This window comes from Corynebacterium sp. ACRQJ, from assembly GCF_022346045.1.
GTDB classification, from domain to species: domain Bacteria; phylum Actinomycetota; class Actinomycetes; order Mycobacteriales; family Mycobacteriaceae; genus Corynebacterium; species Corynebacterium evansiae.
Genome location: NZ_JAKRMT010000004.1, coordinates 82,340 through 99,345, shown reverse-complemented (window position 1 = coordinate 99,345; position 17,006 = coordinate 82,340). Strand labels below are relative to the sequence as shown.

Sequence of the window (17,006 nt, the reverse complement as noted above, 5' to 3'; positions counted from 1 at the left end):
TTCGCTTTGCGCAACGCAGATATTGCAGAGTTCATCGCAAACCACGGCGTGGATCTGAGCTGGCAGGATAGCTTCTACCAGTGGATGCACGAGAACCCCGAGTTGTCGTTGCAGGAGGAGCAGACCGCCAAGCACATTACTGCGCGGTTGGCGCAGATGGATTGTGAGGTGACCACGGGTATCGGGGGTTATGGCGTCACCGCCGTGTTCCGTAACCCGAGCAGCGAGGCAACCAGCGCAGACGAGCCAACCGTCCTCATGCGCGCCGACTTCGATGCCCTCCCCGTGCAGGAAACAACGGGTCTGCCCTATGCCTCCAAGAACGACGGGGTCATGCATGCGTGCGGCCACGATATGCACGCCGCGGCACTCATGGGTCTGTGTGCGGTTCTCGACGAGCGCCGCGATGCCTGGCACGGCACCTTCATTGCGCTGTTCCAACCCGCGGAGGAGGTCACCGCCGGCGCCAGCAACATGATCAACGACGGCCTGGCGGAGAAGATCCCCACCCCCGATGTGTGCCTGGGCCAGCACGTCCTACCCGGCCGCCTCGGCACCGTCATGTCCGCGCCCGGTCCGGTGCTGGCAGCCTGCGACACGATCACCATCAAGCTCTACGGCAAGTCTTCCCACGGCTCGCGCCCGCAGGAATCAATCGACCCGACGTTCCTGGCAGCGATGATCGTTGTCCGCCTGCAGGGCATCGTCGGCCGCGAGGTTGCCCCGTCGGACTTCGCCGTCATCACCGTCGGCACTCTGTCCTCCGGGCACACGAACAACACCATCCCGGAAGATGCCACGCTGGTGCTTAACTGCCGCTTCTACGACACGGACGTACGCGACAAGACCTACGCCGCCATCGAGCGGGTCGTCCGCGCCGAGTGCGATGCTTCCGGCTGCGAGCTTCCGCCCGAGTTCGAGTACTCCGCCCACGGCGAGCTCACCGACAATACCCCCAGCACGTTCGAGCACGTACGCCCGGTGTTCGATGCGGTCTTCGGGGAGGATTCTATTGACGCCGAACCCTGGACAGCCTCCGAGGACTTCTCGGAGATCCCCCGCCACTTCGGCGTGCCTTACCTTTTCTGGACTATCGGCACCACGGATCCGGAGCTGTGGGCTTCCGGGGATCCGGTGCCGGGCAACCACCACGGTGCTTTCGCCCCGCGCATTGAGGCGCTGGGCACCTCCACGGACGCGGCGTTGGCCGCGACGCTGAGTTACCTCTTCCGCTCCTGACCCAGCAGGTGCACCTGGATCATGTTGGTGTTGCCGGAAATCCCGGGTGGGGAGCCGGCAACAACGACCATCATGTCGTCGTACTTGTACTCCGGCATGGCCAGCAGGTGGTGGTCGACGGTATCCATCATCTCGTCGGTGGACTTCACGTCCTCGATAAGGAACGTCTCTACGCCCCACGTCAGCGCCAGCTGCGATCGCACGGCCTGGGAGGGCGTGAACACCAGCAGCGGCAGGTGGGAGCGTAGGCGCGCCACGCGCTTGGCTGTATCGCCAGAGGAGGTGAAGGCCACCAGTGCCTTCGCGTTCAGGCGCTCGCCGATGTCCTTGGCTGCGTAGGAAATCACGCCGCGGCGGGTGCGCGGGCGGTGCGTCAGCGGCGGCACTTCTCCGTCGATCTCTGCGGCGCGGACGATGCGGGCCATCGTCTCCACGGTGGTGATCGGGTGCTTGCCGATGGAGGTCTCGCCGGAGAGCATCACGGCATCCGCACCGTCGAGCACGGCGTTGGCCACGTCGGAGGCTTCGGCGCGCGTCGGGCGGGAGTTCTCGATCATGGAGTCCAGCATCTGCGTTGCCACGATCACTGGCTTTGCGTTCTCGCGGGCGATCTGGATGGCGCGCTTCTGCACCAGCGGCACGTCCTCCAGCGGCACCTCCACGCCCAGGTCACCGCGGGCGACCATGATTGCGTCGAAGGCCAGAATAACCGGCTCCAGCGCGTCGACTGCTTCCGGCTTCTCCAGCTTGGCGATCACCGGCACGCGGCGACCAACTTCGTCCATGATGTCGCGCACCAGCTCCACGTCGGAGGGGCTGCGCACGAAGGACAAGGCGATGAAGTCCACGCCCAGCTGCAGGGCGAAGCGCAGGTCTTCGGTGTCCTTCTCGCTCAGCGCCGGCACGGAGATGTTCATGCCTGGCAGGGAGACACCCTTGTTGTTGGAAACCGGGCCACCCTCGGTGACCTCGCACACGACGTCGTTGCCGTCGACTTCCTTGCACACCAGCGCGATCTTGCCGTCGTCGACCAGCAGGCGGTCGCCGGGGCGGGCGTCGCGGGCCAGGCCCTTGTAGGTGGTGGACACGCGGTCGTGCGTGCCCTGCACGTCGTCGACGGTGATGCGCACGGTCTCGCCTGTCGCCCAGACGGTTGCGCCCTCTGCGAAACGTCCCAGGCGGATCTTCGGGCCTTGCAGGTCGGCGAGGATACCGACGGCCTTGCCGGATTCATCGGTGGCCTGTCGAACCCAGTTGTAGTTCTGCTCGTGGTCTGCGTGCTCGCCGTGGGAAAAGTTGAGGCGCGCAACGTTCATTCCTGCGTCTACGAGCCCGCGAATCTGCTCCTTCGAAGCGACCGCGGGACCCAGGGTGCAAACAATCTTGGTTCTTCTATTCACGGACTCGAGGATAGTCCCGCGCCGTTGTCCCCGCTACTTCGTTTCTTCTTTTGTGACGCCCTCAGCCTTGCGTTGCTGCACTGTCCACCAGACGAACAGTGCTGTCGCGGCGAGGAACACCACTGCGGAAACGACAACGTTGATGCGCACGTCGCCGAATACGGTGGTGGCGGCGTCTGTTCGCATGTTTTCGATGAAGAAGCGGCCGAAGGTGTAGCCCATGACGTAGAGGGTGAACAGCCTGCCCCCGCCAACGCGCCAGTAGCGTTCCGCGACGAGCAGCAGTACGACCACGAGCAGGTTCCAGATCAACTCGTAGAGGAACGTCGGCTGGACGGTGGCCAGCACTTCCCCAGTGGAGTGCCCGGTGATGGGCGCGGAGTAGCCGTTTTCGTCCACACGGCGGTAGATCTCCAGCGCCCAGGGGGCGTCGCTCGGCCCGCCGTAGAGTTCCTGATTGAACCAGTTGCCCAGCCGGCCGATGGCCTGCGCCAGCGGTACCGTCGGCGCCACGGCGGCGGCGAAGGTCCCCAGCGGCAGCCCCTTTGCCTTGAACAACAGCCACACGGCCAGGGAGCCCAGGACAACTCCGCCCCAGATCCCCAAACCGCCATTGGTGATGTTGAACACCTGGGTGGGGTCTTTGCCCTCGCCGAAATACTTATCGTGATCGGTGATCACGTGGTAAATCCGGGCGCCGATGATGCCCGCGGGCACGGCGACGAGCAGCGCGTCGACGGTGACCTCCGGGTCCCCGCCGAGCTTCGCGTAGCGGCGGCGGGTCCAGAAGTAGGCCACGATCACGCCCGTGAGGATGCACAGCGCGTAGGCGCGGATGGGAATGGGGCCTAGCTCCCAGACACCCTGCGGTGGCGAAGGAATGGCCGCCGCGATCATGCGCGAACGCCTCGCGCCAGCTCTGCGGCCAGCTCGCTCAGATTGCCTTCGGCTGCGGCTTGGATCAGCGCGGAGCCGACGATCACGCCGTCTGCGTAGGAGGCGATGTTCGCCGCGTGCTCGCCGGTTTTCACACCCAGCCCCACTGCCACCGGCAGATCCGTGGCCTCGCGAACGCGGGCGACCAGCTCCTCGGCGGAACTGGAGACCTCGTCCTGCGCGCCCGTCACACCCATGTGGGATGCGGCGTAGATGAAGCCGTCGCCGGCGTCAACAGTAAGGGCCATGCGCTCCGGCGTGGTGGAGGGCGCGACGAGATAGACCGGCGATAGGTCGTTGGCCTTGCAGGCCTCCGCCCAACGGCCGGCTTCCTCCGGCAGCAGGTCCGGGATGATGGATCCCAGTCCCCCGGCGGCGGCCAGGTCGGCGGCGAACTTCTCCGGGCCGTACTGCAGCACGGGGTTCCAATAGGACATGATGACGGCCTGGCCGCCGGCCTCGGTAACGGCGCGGACGACGTCGAGAGTGTCCTTCACCCGAAAACCATTGGCCAGCGCTTCGTTGGCGGCGGCCTGGATGGTCGGGCCGTCCATCATCGGGTCAGTGAACGGAATACCCACCTCGATCAGGTCGGCGTGCTGGGCCAGTTCGGCGACAAGCTCCTTGGACTTAGCCACCGTGGGATAGCCGGCCGGGAAGTAGGCCACGAGTGCGGCTCGCCCCTCGGCGCGCGCGTCGGTGAAAACCTTAGAAAGTCGGGAGGTCATGGGTTAGCTGTCCTTCTCGCTCTTCTGATCCAGCATGTCGAACCACTTCGCGGCAGTGTTGACGTCCTTGTCGCCGCGGCCGGAAATGTTCACAATCAGCGTGGCGCCCGGCTTCTCCGCGGCCACCTTGATGGCGGCGGCCACGGCGTGAGAGGACTCAATGGCGGGGATGATGCCCTCCAGGCGGGTCAGCTGCTTGAAGGCGTCCATGGCCTCGGAGTCGGTGATCGGCAGGTAGCGGGCGCGCCCCTCCGCGTGCAGCTTAGAGTGCTCCGGCCCCACTCCCGGATAGTCCAACCCGGCGGAGATGGAGTGCGATTCGATGATCTGCCCGTCCTCGTCCTGCATCAGGTCGGCGAAGGAACCCTGGAACACGCCCTGCAGCCCCAGGTTGATCGGCGCGGCGTGGCGCCCAGTCTCCACACCGTCGCCCGCGGCCTCAGCGCCGACGATGTCCACGCCTTCGTCCTCGATGAACGGGTGGAACAGGCCGATCGCGTTGGAGCCGCCGCCCACACAGGCCACCACGGCGTCGGGCAGCTTGCCGGTTTCGGCCAGCAGCTGCTGGCGCGCCTCCACACCGATCACGCGCTGCAGGTCGCGCACCATCTGCGGGAACGGGTGCGGGCCGGCGGCGGTGCCGAAGCAGTAGTAGGTGTCGTCGGCGTTGGAAACCCAGAAGCGCATGGCCTCGTTGATGGCGTCCTTCAGGGTGCGGGAGCCGATCTCCACTACCTCCACGTGGGCGCCGAGCAGGCGCATGCGGGCAATGTTGAGGGCCTGACGTTCGGCGTCCACAGCCCCCATGTAGATCCGGCATTCCAGGCCGAGCAGCGCACAGGCCGTCGCCGTGGCCACACCGTGCTGGCCCGCGCCGGTCTCCGCGATCACGCGGGTCTTGCCCATGCGCTTGGCCAGCAGCACCTGCCCCAGCACGTTGTTGATCTTGTGGGAGCCGGTGTGGTTGAGGTCTTCGCGCTTCAGCCACACTTCGGCACCCACGGCCTCGGAGAAGCGGGCCGCGTAGTACAGCGGCGACGGGCGGCCGGTGTAGGTGCGGTGCAGCTCGTCGAGCTGGTCCAGGTAGCCCTGGTCCGAGCGGGCCTTCGCCCAGGCATCGGTGATCTCCTCGATCACTGCCATGAGGGCCTCGGGGACGTAGCGGCCGCCGAAGTCACCCCAGTGTCCGCGCTCGTCGGGCTCGTGGTGGGTGGCGGTCGCCAGGATCTCGCCTACCGTCGGCAGGCGCTTGCCCTGCGCGTCGGCGTTCTTGAAGGTCTTCTCGGTAGTCACAGTTTTATATGCTATCGCTTAGGAATTTTTTTGGGGGCAGGCGGGGTGCTTCCCCGCTGCGGCAAGGTCCCGGCACGCCTGTGCTGGGTTACCTGCGGTGACCAGGCCTTCGCCGACGAGCACTGCGTCCGCGCCCGCTGCGGCATAGGCGTTGAGGTCGTTTTTATTCTTGACGCCCGATTCTGCGATCTTCACTACGTCGTCCGGAAGTGTTGGGGCGATTTTGCTGAACACCTGCGGGTCGACGTCCAGCGTCTTGAGGTTTCGGGCGTTGACGCCAATGACCTTGGCACCGGCGGCAACAGCGCGTTCGGCCTCCTCGGCGGTGTGGACCTCCACCAGGGCGGTCATGCCCAGGGACTCGGTTCGGTCCAGCAGGGATTCCAGGCGCTGCTGCTCGAGGGCGGCGACGATGAGCAGCACAATGTCCGCGCCGTGCGCCCGCGCCTCGTGGATCTGGTACGGGTTCACCGTGAAGTCCTTGCGCAGCAGCGGGATGTTCACCGCGCGGCGCACCGCGTCGAAGTCCTCGAGGGAGCCCTTGAAGCGGCGCTGCTCGGTGAGGCAACTGATGGCGGTGGCCCCGTTGTCCTCGTAGGCCTTCGCCAGCACTTCCGGCTCGGCGATCTCGGCGAGATCTCCCTTAGAGGGGCTGGCGCGCTTCACCTCGGCGATGAGGCTGACCCCGGGGGCGGCCAGCGCGGCGTGGGCGTCGAGCGCCGGAGGTGCGTCCAGGGACATGGCCTTGATCTCCTTGTATGGAATCTTGGCTTCCCGCTCGGCCTGGTCTTCTAGCACCCCGGCGATGATCTGGTCGAGAACAGTCATGTGTGTCACACCTCTGAGCTTATCGCCCCTGCTTGGTGCGGGAGAAATCGGATTCTTCGGTCGGATCCACCCCCGCATCCAGGGCGTCCCACAGCACGCGGGTTGAATCTGGATTCTCCGCGAGGTCCTCCTCCGCGTCCGCGCGGCGCACCTCCGGGGTCTCGTAGCGGCTGTGCCCCCTGGACTCCTGGCCGGGCCGCAGAATCAGGATCGCACCACCGATCACACCGATTGCCGCCGCGACAAGCACCAGCACGATGCCCAGCGAGTGCACATCACCGCTGATCACTCGCGCCCATTCGGAGATCTGCACCGGGTCGGATTCCTTTTGCGTGGCCGCGCCGCTTCGCAGCAGGCTCTGCGCGCGAGCCAGGTCCACGTCGCTGCTTAGAAGCTGCACTGCGCGGAAGCTGGCGGTGGCCGCCAGCGCGACGATCACCACACCCAGCACCCGCCGGACCATGGGCTGCACCGCCATCGAGAGGATCAGCGCGGCCACCATCGCCAGCGCCAGCGGCACCAGCGCGGGGTCCCACACGGATCCCACGAGCTCCTTGGTGGAGGCCCCGGCCTTGTCGTCGTCGACGGCCACGGTCACAAACTTCAGGCGGCTTGCTCCCCACAGGCCCGCCGCGCTCAGCACCACGCACAGCAGCGCGATCTGCCGGATGCGCTTGGCCTTCTGGGTTACGTCCCCTTTTATGTCCTCTGCCGTGCTCTTGCTCACTGCTTCTCCCCTGCGTTCTTCATGGTCTCCGCCGCAGCCACCGCCCGCAGCACCGCCGCGGCCTTGTTGCGGGTCTCCAGGTCCTCCGCCTCCGGGTCGGAGTCCGCTACGATTCCGCCGCCAGCTTGGACGTACACAGTGCCGTCCTTGTACAGCCCAGTGCGGATGGCTATGGATTGGTCGGTGTTGCCGGAAAAGTCGAAGTAGCCGACCGTGCCGCCGTACACTCCGCGGCGCGTGTCCTCCAGCGTGTCGATGATCTTCAGCGCCGAGGGCTTCGGCGCGCCCGACAGGGTCCCGGCCGGGAACGTCGCATTGAATGCATCCACCGCCGTCTTCCCCGCGGCCAGCTTGCCGCTGACACCGGATACCAGGTGCATCACCGCCGAATAGCGCTCCACGTGGCGGAAGTCGTGCACTTCCACCGTGCCGGGCTCGCTGACCCTTCCGAGGTCGTTGCGCCCCAGGTCCACCAGCATCAGGTGTTCGGAGTTTTCCTTCTCGTCGTTGACCAGCTCGCGTTCGAAGGCGAAGTCCTGCTCCACTGTCTCGCCGCGCGGCCTGGATCCGGCGATGGGGAACGTCGTGACATTGCCGTCACGGACCTGCACCAGCGATTCCGGGGAGGAGCCGATGATGTGGAACGCGGTGGCGTCAAAACCCTCGGTAGGCACGTTAACCAGGAACATGTAGGGCGAAGGGTTCGATACCCGCAGCATGCGATAGATGTCGATCGGGTCGACGTCGGTCTCCATTTCGAAGCGCTGCGAGAGCACCACCTGGAAAGCATCGCCGGCCTTGATGTGCTCCTTGACTTTGCCGATGCGCTCGCGGTGGTCGTCGTAGGTGCGCTGCCTGCGGTACTTAGGTGTGGGGGTTTCGAAGGTAGTGACGCCCCCTGCCGCGCCTGTGGCCAGCCGTTCCACCATGGTGTCTAGACGTGTGACTGCCTCGGCGTATGCCTCGTCCACGCGCTCGTCGGAGTTATCCCAGTTGATCACGCTGGCGATCAGCCAGATGGTGCCCTCGTAGTGGTCGACGACGGCCATGTCCTCCACCAGCAGCTGCACCATGTCGGGAATGTTCAGGTCGTCGGTGCAGGTGTCCGGCACATTTTCGATGTAGCGGATCATGTCGTAGCCCATGTAGCCCACCAGGCCGCTGGTCAGCGGTGGCAGTCCGGGCATCGGGGCGGTCTGCAGGTGTGCCAGCGTGTTGCGGATCGCATCTAGCGGGTCGGTGCCCTCTGGGATGTCCACCGGAGGCTGGCCGATCCAACGTGCCGCGCCGCCGTCCACGCCACCCTTGACCGTCAGCGCGCAGCGGGCTCCGGTGCCGATGAAGGAGTAGCGATCCCACGACTGGCCGTGCGCCGCCGATTCCAGCAGGAACGTGCCGGGTCGGCCGTCGGCGAGCTTCCGGTAGGCGGACAGGGCGGTCTCCCCATCGGCGAGGACCTTGCGAACCACGGGCACCACGCGGTGGTTGGCCGCGAGCTCGCGGAAGGTCTCAAGGCTTGTCAGGTCACCGATGGACTTGCTGGAAGTGTTGTCACCCATGTCTGACATGTTAGGCCAAGCGGTCGGCGTCAAAACAAGTGCGGTCGCCGGTGTGGCAGGCCGCGCCGGTCTGCTCGATCTTCAGCAGCACCGTATCGCCGTCGCAGTCCAGGCGCACCTCTTCGACGCGCTGGGTGTGGCCGCTGGTCTCGCCCTTGATCCAGTAGGACTGGCGCGACCGGGACCAGTAGGTGCCCTTCTTGGTGGCCAGGGTGTGAGCTAGGGCGTGGTCGTTCATCCACGCCATCATCAGCACGTCACCATTCGTGATGTCCTGGACGATGGCGGGCACCAGGCCGTCTGCGTTAAAGCGGACGCGCTCGGCGATGGCGCGGTCTAGCTCGTAGCTTGCCGGGTCTGTGTTGGAGTCTGCACTGCTCACAGCCGTACCTCGTAGCCCGCATCGGCCAGGGCCTGCTTGACCTCGCGGATCTCCACCTCGCCGAAGTGGAAGATGGAGGCCGCCAGTACGGCATCCGCGCCGGCCTCCACGGCTGGTGGGAAGTGTTCCGGGGCGCCAGCGCCGCCGGAGGCAATGACGGGAATGGAGACGGCTTTGCGCACGGCCTGCAGCATCTCGATGTCGAAGCCGGCCTTGGTGCCGTCGCCGTCCATGGAGTTCAGCAGGATCTCCCCCACGCCCAGCTCCTCGCCCTTGCGGGCCCACTCGATGGCATCCAGCCCGGCGGATTTGGTGCCGCCGTGGGTGGTGACCTCAAAGCCGGAGGGGTACTTTTCCACCTCCGCGGGGTCCTTCACGCGGCGGGCGTCCACGGATAGGACGATGCACTGCGCGCCGAAGCGCTGGGAGAGCTCGCGCAGCAGCTCGGGTCGGGCGACCGCCGAGGAATTGACGCTGACCTTGTCGGCGCCGGCGCGCAGCAGGGCGTCTACGTCCTCCTCGCTGCGCACTCCCCCGCCGACGGTCAGCGGGATGAACACCTGGTCGGCGGTGTGACGCACGACGTCCAGCATGGTGCCGCGGCCATCCTTGGAGGCGGAGACGTCCAGGAAGGTCAGCTCGTCGGCGCCCAGTGCGTCGTAGCGCTTGGCCAGCTCCACGGGATCACCAGCGTCGCGCAGGCCCTCGAAGTTCACACCCTTGACGACGCGGCCGTTGTCCACGTCCAGGCACGGGATAACGCGCACGGTAACACTCATCGGATGCCCCCTCGATCGCGGATCTCCTGGGCGTTGCGGGCGGCGGTGCCGATCGGCACGGCCTGAATGTGCTGCAGGATGGTGGCGTGCACCTCCGGCTCGCCTGCGACCAGGCCGGAAACGCCCGGGCGCCACGGGTTGCCCGCGAAGTCGGTGGCAATGCCGCCGTTTTCCTCCACTGCGAGGATGCCCGCCGCGTTGTCCCACAGGTTCGGGCTGAAGGTGACCGTACCGCCGAACACGCCGGCGGCGGTGAAGGCCAGGTCGATGCCCACCGAGCCGGTGACGCGCATGCGGGGATAGGACTTGCCGATCTCGTTCAGCATGTCCTGGCGGTAGGAAATCGGCAGGTTGCCGCGGCGCTGCGACAGGATGGAGCCGAAGCTGATCTGCGTCACGCCCGGATCCGACGGCGGCATGGCGCGGGCCGGGTGGCCGTCCACCAGCAGCCCCTCGCCTCGGCGGGCGGTGATGCGCTTGCCCAGCAGCGGCATCTCGGTGACGGAGACCATGGTCTGCCCCTGGTGCACCAGTGAAACCAGGATGCAGGCAAAAGGATTTCCCACAGCGTAGTTGGCGGTGCCGTCGATGGGGTCTACCACCCAGAAGGTTTCCGGCAGTTCCTGGTCCCCGACCTCGAGCGACTTGCGGCGCGGGCCGTCCAGCCCGTCCGCCATCGCGTCGCTGGGGTTCGGCTCGGTGATGTTCTCCCCCGGGATCTCGCCGGGGCGCACCGTACCGAATTCCTCGCCGTGCACGGGCAGGCCGGTGTATTGCGTCAGCAGCGTGCGCAGCTGGCGCTCGACGCTTAAGTCCGCCTCGGTGGCGAAGTCGCCGGGGGACTTAATGACCTCCGGCTCCGCGCCGACGGCGGCGGTAAACGTCGTCTCGGCCTCGTCCACCGCCGCCTCGGCGATGGCCAGCAGCGAGCGGGTATCCAGTTCCTCCGGGGACAGTCCGTGGAAGGCTGTCATTAGTTGTCGCTCCCCCTTGCCGTTTCCTGGGCCGCTTCCAGGGCCTCCTCCAGGGTGAACTTGCCCGCGTACAGTGCCTTGCCCACGATCGCGGAGTCCACGCCCTCGTGCACCACAGCCGCCAGCGCGCGGATGTCGTCCAGGCTGGAGATGCCACCGGAGGCCACTACCGGCGCGTCGGTGGCAGCAGCCACCTCACGCAGCAGGTCGATGTTCGGGCCGTTTAGCATGCCGTCGCGGCTGACGTCGGTGACCACCAGGCGGGAAACCCCTTGGGAATCCAGGCGCTCCAGTACCTCCCACAGCTCGCCGCCGTCGGAGGTCCAGCCGCGGCCGCGCAGGCGCCACTCGCCGTCGACCTCGCGGGTGTCCAGGCCGATGGCCACCTTGTCGCCGTAGCGGGAGATGACGGACTCGCACCAGTCCGGATCCTCCAGCGCAGCGGTGCCGATGTTCACGCGGCGGCAGCCGGTGGACAGAGCGCGCTCCAGCGACTCGTCGTCGCGGATGCCGCCGGACAGCTCCACGTTCACGTCCAGCTGGCCGGTGACCTCCTTCAGCAGCTCGAAGTTGCTGCCCCGGCCGAAGGCTGCGTCGAGGTCCACCAGGTGGATCCACTCCGCGCCCGCGTTCTGCCAGGCCAGGGCGGCCTCGATCGGTGCTCCGTAGCTGGTTTCCGTGCCCGCCGCGCCCTGTACTAGGCGGACGGCCTGGCCGTCGGCTACGTCGACGGCGGGAAGCAGGGTCAGAGCACGGGAATTATCAGTAGAAGCCATAGGAAGAATCCTAACGTGTATCGAGGCCGTCGAAGATCAAATCCAGGAAAACTAGTGCTATTTCTAGAGCTAGAGCGTGTCCACCCAGTTTTGCAGCAGCTGCAGCCCTGCCTCGCCGGACTTCTCCGGGTGGAACTGGGTAGCCCAGAGCGGACCGTTTTCCACGGCTGCGACGAAGCGGCTGCGGCCGTGGCTCGCCCAGTGCACCAGCGGCGGCTCGGTGCGCCCATCAGTCAGCAGCTCCCACTCCTGCACTCCATACGAGTGGACGAAGTAGAAACGCTCGGACTCCTTGATCCCGGCGAACATCTTCGTCGGTTCGGCAGCGGGCTTGCCCAGCGCGCTGGCCGACGAACCATCGCCGACCCCCACGGTGTTCCATCCCATGTGCGGCAGCACATCGGCATCCAGCTTCTCCACGGTGCCGGGCCACTCGCCCATGCCCTCCGTAAAGGCTGCCTCCCCCGCGCCAGCTTCTCCCGTGCCTTCCGCGAACTCCACTCCCCGGTCGAAGAGGATCTGCATGCCCACGCAGATGCCCAGCACCGGGCGCCCGCCCGCCAGTCGCTGACCGATCAGACGGTCCCCATACACGCTGTGCAGCTGCTTCATGCACGCACTGTAGGCTCCCACACCCGGCACTAGCAGCCCGTCGGCCCGCTGTACCGTCTCCGGGTCGCGGGTCACCTCGACCTCGGCGCCTGCCCTTTCAACCGCTCGCTGGGCGGAGCGTACGTTTCCGCTGCCGTAGTCCAGGAGGGCGACATGTGGGCGTCGAGAAGAAAGAGAAGAATTCATAACTGGTTATCCTAGCCGGACTTACCCGGGCGCAGTTCACGCCGTCGCACTCGGCGCAATGTTTCGCGCACATTGCCGTACTCGGCGACGCGGTGACGCCCCACAATCCGGTCGAGGATAGCGACCACAAAGCCGAACGCGGCGACCACCCCGGCGGTGATGAAGGCCCCCTGGTAGGTCAGCGCACCGGCCACGAATCCCAGCAGGATCGCGCCCACACCGGTGCCGCCGTCGAAGGTCATGTTCCACAGCGCCGAGGCCTTGGCGGATTCAGCCCTGGGCAAGCGGTCAAAGAGCATCAGCAGCGCCTCGGTCTGGTTGATGCCGAAGCCCGCGCCGAAGAACGCAGCCGACAGCAGCGACCAGAGCAGCAACACCCCGCCCGTGGGGTGCACGGCCAGCATGATCGCCGCGGAGGCCAGTCCCACCATGCACAGCACCAGGCCTAGCGCGTTCAGGCGACCCGGCTCGCCCACGCGGTCGGCGTACCAACCGCTGAACAGGCGGGAGCCGATCTGCATCAAGCCCACCACACTCAGCGCCAAGCCGGAGATGGTGGCGGCCACTGCCACGTCGATCTCGCCGGCGGCGGGCGCTAGGAACGTGCTGAACCCGGCGAAGCCCACGGCGGCCGCACCGATGGAAAGCCCCGGCACGGTGGCCAGCTTCCACGTGGCCACGCGCGGCGCCTCCGGCGTGTAGTCCGTCTGCGCGGTTGCATTGTCGGGAATATCGGCGGCCACACCGGGCGAGTTCTCGCGCTCGACCTTCGGCAGCTGCAGCGCAGCCAGGGCACCCACGGCCGAGTACAGCGCCGCGGCCGAGCACACTCCGACCAGGCCGAAGCTGCCGTAGAGCCACATACCCAGCGGGAAGCTAATCAGCTGTGTCACACCCACCGTCGCGCCGAACACGCCAGAGGAGCGCCCCACCAGGCGCGGCGGCACCAGCTCCGCAATCAGCGCGGCCTCCGTCACCGTCACCGCACCGAAGCCCACGCCGCGCACGGCGGCGATGGCCAGCACCGTCACCGCGGACATGTCGGCCACATACGCCAATGCCGGGAAGCCCAGCAGCAGCGCGGCACCCAGCATCACGGGCGCATAGCCCACGGCGCGCAGGAGGCGCGGGGTGAAGGCCTGCGTCAGCACGGTGGCGGCCATGAACACGCCCGTGGACAGGCCCGCCACGCTATCGGTTCCGCCCCCATCGATCACGGCCAGGGGGATGACCGGCAGGAGTAGCGCCCAGCCACCGAACGCACAGAAGACCGACACCAGTGTGGCGATCAGGCCAGGGGCCTTCCACACGGAATCGATCTTTTCTAGTTCTTCAATGGTCAGCGCCTTCGGGCGCGCCATTACAGAGTTCCCTTGGTCGACGGAACCCCGCCCACGCGCGGGTCGTCCTCCACGGCGGCGCGCAGCGCGCGGGCCACGGCCTTGAATTCCGCCTCGGTGATGTGGTGCGGGTCGCGGCCGTACAGGCAGCGCACGTGCAGGGCAATGCGCGAGTTCAGCGCCAGGGTCTCAAAGAAGTGCTGGTTGATGACGGTGGCGTAGTGCCCACCGATCACCGCGCTGAGCATCTGCTCAGGCTCCCCCACGCCCACGTAGTACGGGCGGCCAGACACGTCCACAGCAGCGTGCGCCAGCGTCTCGTCCATCGGGATGAAAGCATCGCCGAAGCGGCGGATCCCCGCCTTGTCGCCCAACGCCTGCGCCAGGGCCTGCCCCATGACGATGGCGGTGTCCTCGACGGTGTGGTGCGCGTCGATCTCCACGTCGCCGCGGGCGTGCACCTTCAGGTCGAAGGAACCGTGCGCGCCGAGGGCGGTCAGCATATGGTCGAAGAACGGCACTCCCGTATCGATGTCGGTCTTTCCGGTGCCGTCCAGGTTCCACTCGACCTGAATATCTGATTCTTTGGTGGCGCGCTGGGCCTTCCCGATGCGCGGGGTGGGGTTCGTGGCCACGGTGGCTTTGCACCTACCTCTCTGGTCTCGTTCTCTAAAAGCTCTTGAAACGTCTGTCTAATGTGTCTAATCGTCCATCATCTTGGCGGCGGCGGCAAGAAACGCATCGTTTTCCTCCGGCAGCCCGACAGTTGCGCGCAGCCAGCCTGCCACACCGACGTCGCGGATCAGCACCTCTTGGTCCAGGAATCGCTGCCACACCGCGGCCGAATCGCCGACGCAGTCGAAGCCGCCGAAGAACACGAAGTTCGAGTGCGAGTCGATCACGTCGTAGCCCAGCTCGCGCAGGCGGGCAACCACTCGGTCGCGCTCCTGGCGCAGTTTCGCCACCGTCTGCAGCGTGGCCGCGGAGTGTTCCAGCGCCACTTCCGCCGCCGCCTGCGACAGGGTCGCCAGGTGGTACGGCAGGCGCACCAGCATCACGGCCTCGATAAACGCCGGGTGGGCCACGAAGTAGCCCAGCCGCCCGCCGGCGAAGTCGAAGGCCTTGGACATGGTGCGGGAAACCACCAGCTTCGTCGGGTACTGCTCCAGCAGCCCCACCGCGCTCGGCTCGTCGGAGAACTCCGCGTAGGCCTCGTCCACAATCACAATGCCGGGGGCTGCCTGCAGGATCCGCTCGATGTCGGCCAACGGTGTGCTGTTGCCCGTGGGGTTGTTGGGCGTCGTAATAAAGATGACGTTCGGCTGGCGCTCGTCGATGGCGGCGAGTGCCTCGTCCACGTCGATGTCGAAGCGGTTCTCGGCGCGGCGCTCGACCGTAACAAACTCCGTCTGCGTGCCCGCCGCCAGGATCGGGTGCATGGAGTAGCTCGGCACGAAGCCCATCGCGCTGCGCCCGGGCCCACCGAAAGCCTGCAGGAGCTGCTGCAATACCTCGTTGGAACCGTTGGCTGCCCATACCTGTTCTTTAGTGACGCCCACACCCGTCTGCTGGCTAACGTACGCCGCCAGGGCCTCGCGCAGCCCCACTGCGTCGCGGTCGGGATAACGGTTCAGCTGCTTGCCCAGCTCCGCCACGCGGCGGGCGATGCCCTCGACAATCTCCGGCGACGGCGGGTAGGGGTTTTCGTTGGTGTTTAGCTGGTTGGCTACGGACAGCTGCGGGGCTCCGTAGGCGGACTTGCCGCGCAGCTCTTCGCGCAGTGGCAGGTCGGCCAGGGAGATCTGGTTGTTCTGCTCGGCCATGGTCTAGACCTCCGTTCCGTTGGTGTTTGCGGTGCTGGTGCGTGCACTGATGGCTTCACCGTGGGCGGGCAGCCCCTCGGACTTCGACAGGGTGATCACCGTGTCGGCCACGCCCCGCAGGCCTTCCTCGTTGTAGTCGATGACGTGCACGGACTTCAGGAAAGTCAGCGTGGACAGCCCCGAGGAGTGCCGCGCCGTCCCGGAGGTCGGCAACACGTGGTTGGAGCCAGCGGCATAGTCTCCCAGCGGTACCGGGCTGAAGCGGCCGATGAAGATCGCACCGGCGTTGGTGATCTGCGCTGCTACCCCGTGGGCGTCCTCGGTGTGGATCTCCAGGTGCTCGGCGCCATAGGCGTTCGCCGCGCGGATGCCCGCGGCGATGTCGTCCACGAGCACCACTCCGGACTGCTGTCCGCTCAAGGCCTCGGCGACGCGCTCGGAGTTTTCGGTGATGTGGTAGCGCTCGTTCATCTCGGCCACGACCTCGTCGGCCAGCTTCTCACTGTCCGTGATCAGCACGGAGGCCGCCATCGTGTCGTGCTCCGCCTGACTAATCAGGTCGTAGGCGATCTCCACCGCGTTGGCGCTCTCGTCGGCCAGCACGGCGATCTCTGTCGGGCCCGCCTCGGAGTCGATGCCCACCACAGAGCGGCACAACCGCTTGGCAGCGGTGACGAAGATGTTGCCCGGGCCGGTCACCATATCCACCGGCTCCAGCTCCTCGCCGCCTTCTGCCGCGGAGCCGTGCGCGAGCAGCGCCACGGCCTGCGCCCCACCGACGGCCCAGACCTCGTCCACGCCCAGCAGCTTGCAGGCCGCCAGCACGGTCGGGTGCGGCCAGCCGCCCTCCTGCGGCGGGGAGGCCACCACGAGGGACTCCACCCCGGCCTCCTGGGCTGGCACGACGTTCATGATCACGCTCGACGGGTACACCGCGTTGCCGCCCGGCGCGTACAGGCCTACGCGCTGTACGGGGATGAAACGCTCGGTCACAATGCCGCCCGGCGCGACCTCCACCTGCTTGTCCTCAGGCCGGATCGCAGAGTGAAAGGCACGCACCCGCTTGATGGCCTCTTCGAGCGCAGCGATCACATCGTCGGCCAAAGTCCCCACGGCGGCGTCAATAACCTCGGCAGGAACCCGCACCGATTCCGGGGTGACGCCATCGAAGCGCTGCCCGATCTCCAGCGCCGCGCGTGCCCCGCCCTCGCGCACCTGGTCGACGATCGGTGCAACGGTGGGGATCACCGAGTCCACGTCCGTGCCACCGCGCGGCAGCCGATGGCGCAGCTCGGCGGTAGTCGGGGCCTGACCCCGCAGATCGATCCGGCTAAAGTCCAGCTGGGCGCTAGTCATCGTGTACGCAGCTTCCTTACTGATTAATACTGATTAAAACTGGTTGATACTGGTTAATTATGTGCGGT

Annotated in this window: 17 protein-coding genes; 1 reads left to right on the top strand and 16 read right to left on the bottom strand. The window is 66.6% G+C overall.

All coding sequences use genetic code 11. The features are described from left to right. The first annotated feature begins 6 nt into the window (after window positions 1-6). Window positions 7-1,239, top strand: a complete 1,233-nt coding sequence (locus tag MHX52_RS03850) for an amidohydrolase (RefSeq protein ID WP_239316662.1) — start codon at window positions 7-9, stop codon at window positions 1,237-1,239. Here the strand turns inward: MHX52_RS03850 and pyk are convergent. The 16 genes from pyk to hisD all read right to left on the bottom strand — a co-directional run bounded on the left by pyk (window position 1,221) and on the right by hisD (window position 16,938). Continuing rightward, on the bottom strand, window positions 1,221-2,639 hold the full coding sequence (pyk, locus tag MHX52_RS03845) for a pyruvate kinase (protein ID WP_051901707.1): 1,419 nt from the start codon (window positions 2,637-2,639) through the stop codon (window positions 1,221-1,223). The two genes, MHX52_RS03850 and pyk, sit on opposite strands and share 19 nt — an antisense overlap. A 33-nt stretch (window positions 2,640-2,672) precedes the next feature. Beyond that, a complete protein-coding gene (lgt, locus tag MHX52_RS03840) occupies window positions 2,673-3,536 on the bottom strand; it encodes a prolipoprotein diacylglyceryl transferase (protein WP_239316660.1) in 864 nt (287 codons plus the stop codon). Beyond that, window positions 3,533-4,303: a tryptophan synthase subunit alpha gene (gene trpA / locus MHX52_RS03835; protein ID WP_239316658.1), complete on the bottom strand. Its 771-nt coding sequence runs from the start codon at window positions 4,301-4,303 to the stop codon at window positions 3,533-3,535. The genes lgt and trpA overlap by 4 nt, the downstream gene beginning before the upstream one ends. A 3-nt stretch (window positions 4,304-4,306) precedes the next feature. Next, window positions 4,307-5,596 carry a tryptophan synthase subunit beta gene (gene trpB / locus MHX52_RS03830; protein ID WP_070489069.1) on the bottom strand — a complete coding sequence of 430 codons (1,290 nt, stop codon included), beginning with the start codon at window positions 5,594-5,596 and terminating at the stop codon, window positions 4,307-4,309. Between the two features lie 18 nt (window positions 5,597-5,614). Beyond that, window positions 5,615-6,424 carry an indole-3-glycerol phosphate synthase TrpC gene (gene trpC, locus MHX52_RS03825; protein WP_035005418.1) on the bottom strand — a complete coding sequence of 270 codons (810 nt, stop codon included), beginning with the start codon at window positions 6,422-6,424 and terminating at the stop codon, window positions 5,615-5,617. A 19-nt stretch (window positions 6,425-6,443) separates the two neighbouring features. Next, the gene (locus tag MHX52_RS03820; protein ID WP_239316656.1) at window positions 6,444-7,151 is read right to left on the bottom strand and encodes a TIGR02234 family membrane protein; all 708 of its coding nucleotides are present in this window, start codon (window positions 7,149-7,151) and stop codon (window positions 6,444-6,446) included. After that, entirely contained in the window at window positions 7,148-8,719 is a 1,572-nt protein-coding gene (locus tag MHX52_RS03815) for an anthranilate synthase component I (protein ID WP_239316655.1), read from the bottom strand. The genes MHX52_RS03820 and MHX52_RS03815 overlap by 4 nt, the downstream gene beginning before the upstream one ends. Before the next feature lies 1 nt (window position 8,720). After that, window positions 8,721-9,092, bottom strand: coding sequence for a phosphoribosyl-AMP cyclohydrolase (hisI, locus tag MHX52_RS03810; RefSeq protein ID WP_035005420.1), 372 nt, complete (start codon window positions 9,090-9,092; stop codon window positions 8,721-8,723). Then, window positions 9,089-9,871, bottom strand: a complete 783-nt coding sequence (gene hisF, locus MHX52_RS03805; RefSeq protein WP_035005421.1) for an imidazole glycerol phosphate synthase subunit HisF — start codon at window positions 9,869-9,871, stop codon at window positions 9,089-9,091. The genes hisI and hisF overlap by 4 nt, the downstream gene beginning before the upstream one ends. Next, window positions 9,868-10,845, bottom strand: a complete 978-nt coding sequence (locus MHX52_RS03800; protein WP_049049448.1) for an inositol monophosphatase — start codon at window positions 10,843-10,845, stop codon at window positions 9,868-9,870. The genes hisF and MHX52_RS03800 overlap by 4 nt, the downstream gene beginning before the upstream one ends. Further along, on the bottom strand, window positions 10,845-11,621 hold the full coding sequence (gene priA / locus MHX52_RS03795) for a bifunctional 1-(5-phosphoribosyl)-5-((5-phosphoribosylamino)methylideneamino)imidazole-4-carboxamide isomerase/phosphoribosylanthranilate isomerase PriA (protein ID WP_239316653.1): 777 nt from the start codon (window positions 11,619-11,621) through the stop codon (window positions 10,845-10,847). The genes MHX52_RS03800 and priA overlap by 1 nt, the downstream gene beginning before the upstream one ends. Before the next feature lie 69 nt (window positions 11,622-11,690). Further along, entirely contained in the window at window positions 11,691-12,419 is a 729-nt protein-coding gene (hisH, locus tag MHX52_RS03790; RefSeq protein WP_239316651.1) for an imidazole glycerol phosphate synthase subunit HisH, read from the bottom strand. 11 nt (window positions 12,420-12,430) lie between these two features. Next, a complete protein-coding gene (locus tag MHX52_RS03785; protein ID WP_239316649.1) occupies window positions 12,431-13,780 on the bottom strand; it encodes an MFS transporter in 1,350 nt (449 codons plus the stop codon). After that, entirely contained in the window at window positions 13,780-14,394 is a 615-nt protein-coding gene (hisB, locus tag MHX52_RS03780) for an imidazoleglycerol-phosphate dehydratase HisB (protein WP_005295849.1), read from the bottom strand. The genes MHX52_RS03785 and hisB overlap by 1 nt, the downstream gene beginning before the upstream one ends. Window positions 14,395-14,460: 66 nt before the next feature. Further along, window positions 14,461-15,582 (bottom strand): histidinol-phosphate transaminase, encoded by a 1,122-nt coding sequence (locus MHX52_RS03775; RefSeq protein WP_239316647.1) that lies wholly within the window; start codon window positions 15,580-15,582, stop codon window positions 14,461-14,463. Window positions 15,583-15,585: 3 nt separating this feature from the next. Beyond that, a complete protein-coding gene (gene hisD / locus MHX52_RS03770) occupies window positions 15,586-16,938 on the bottom strand; it encodes a histidinol dehydrogenase (protein ID WP_239316645.1) in 1,353 nt (450 codons plus the stop codon). Between the last annotated feature and the right edge of the window lie 68 nt (window positions 16,939-17,006).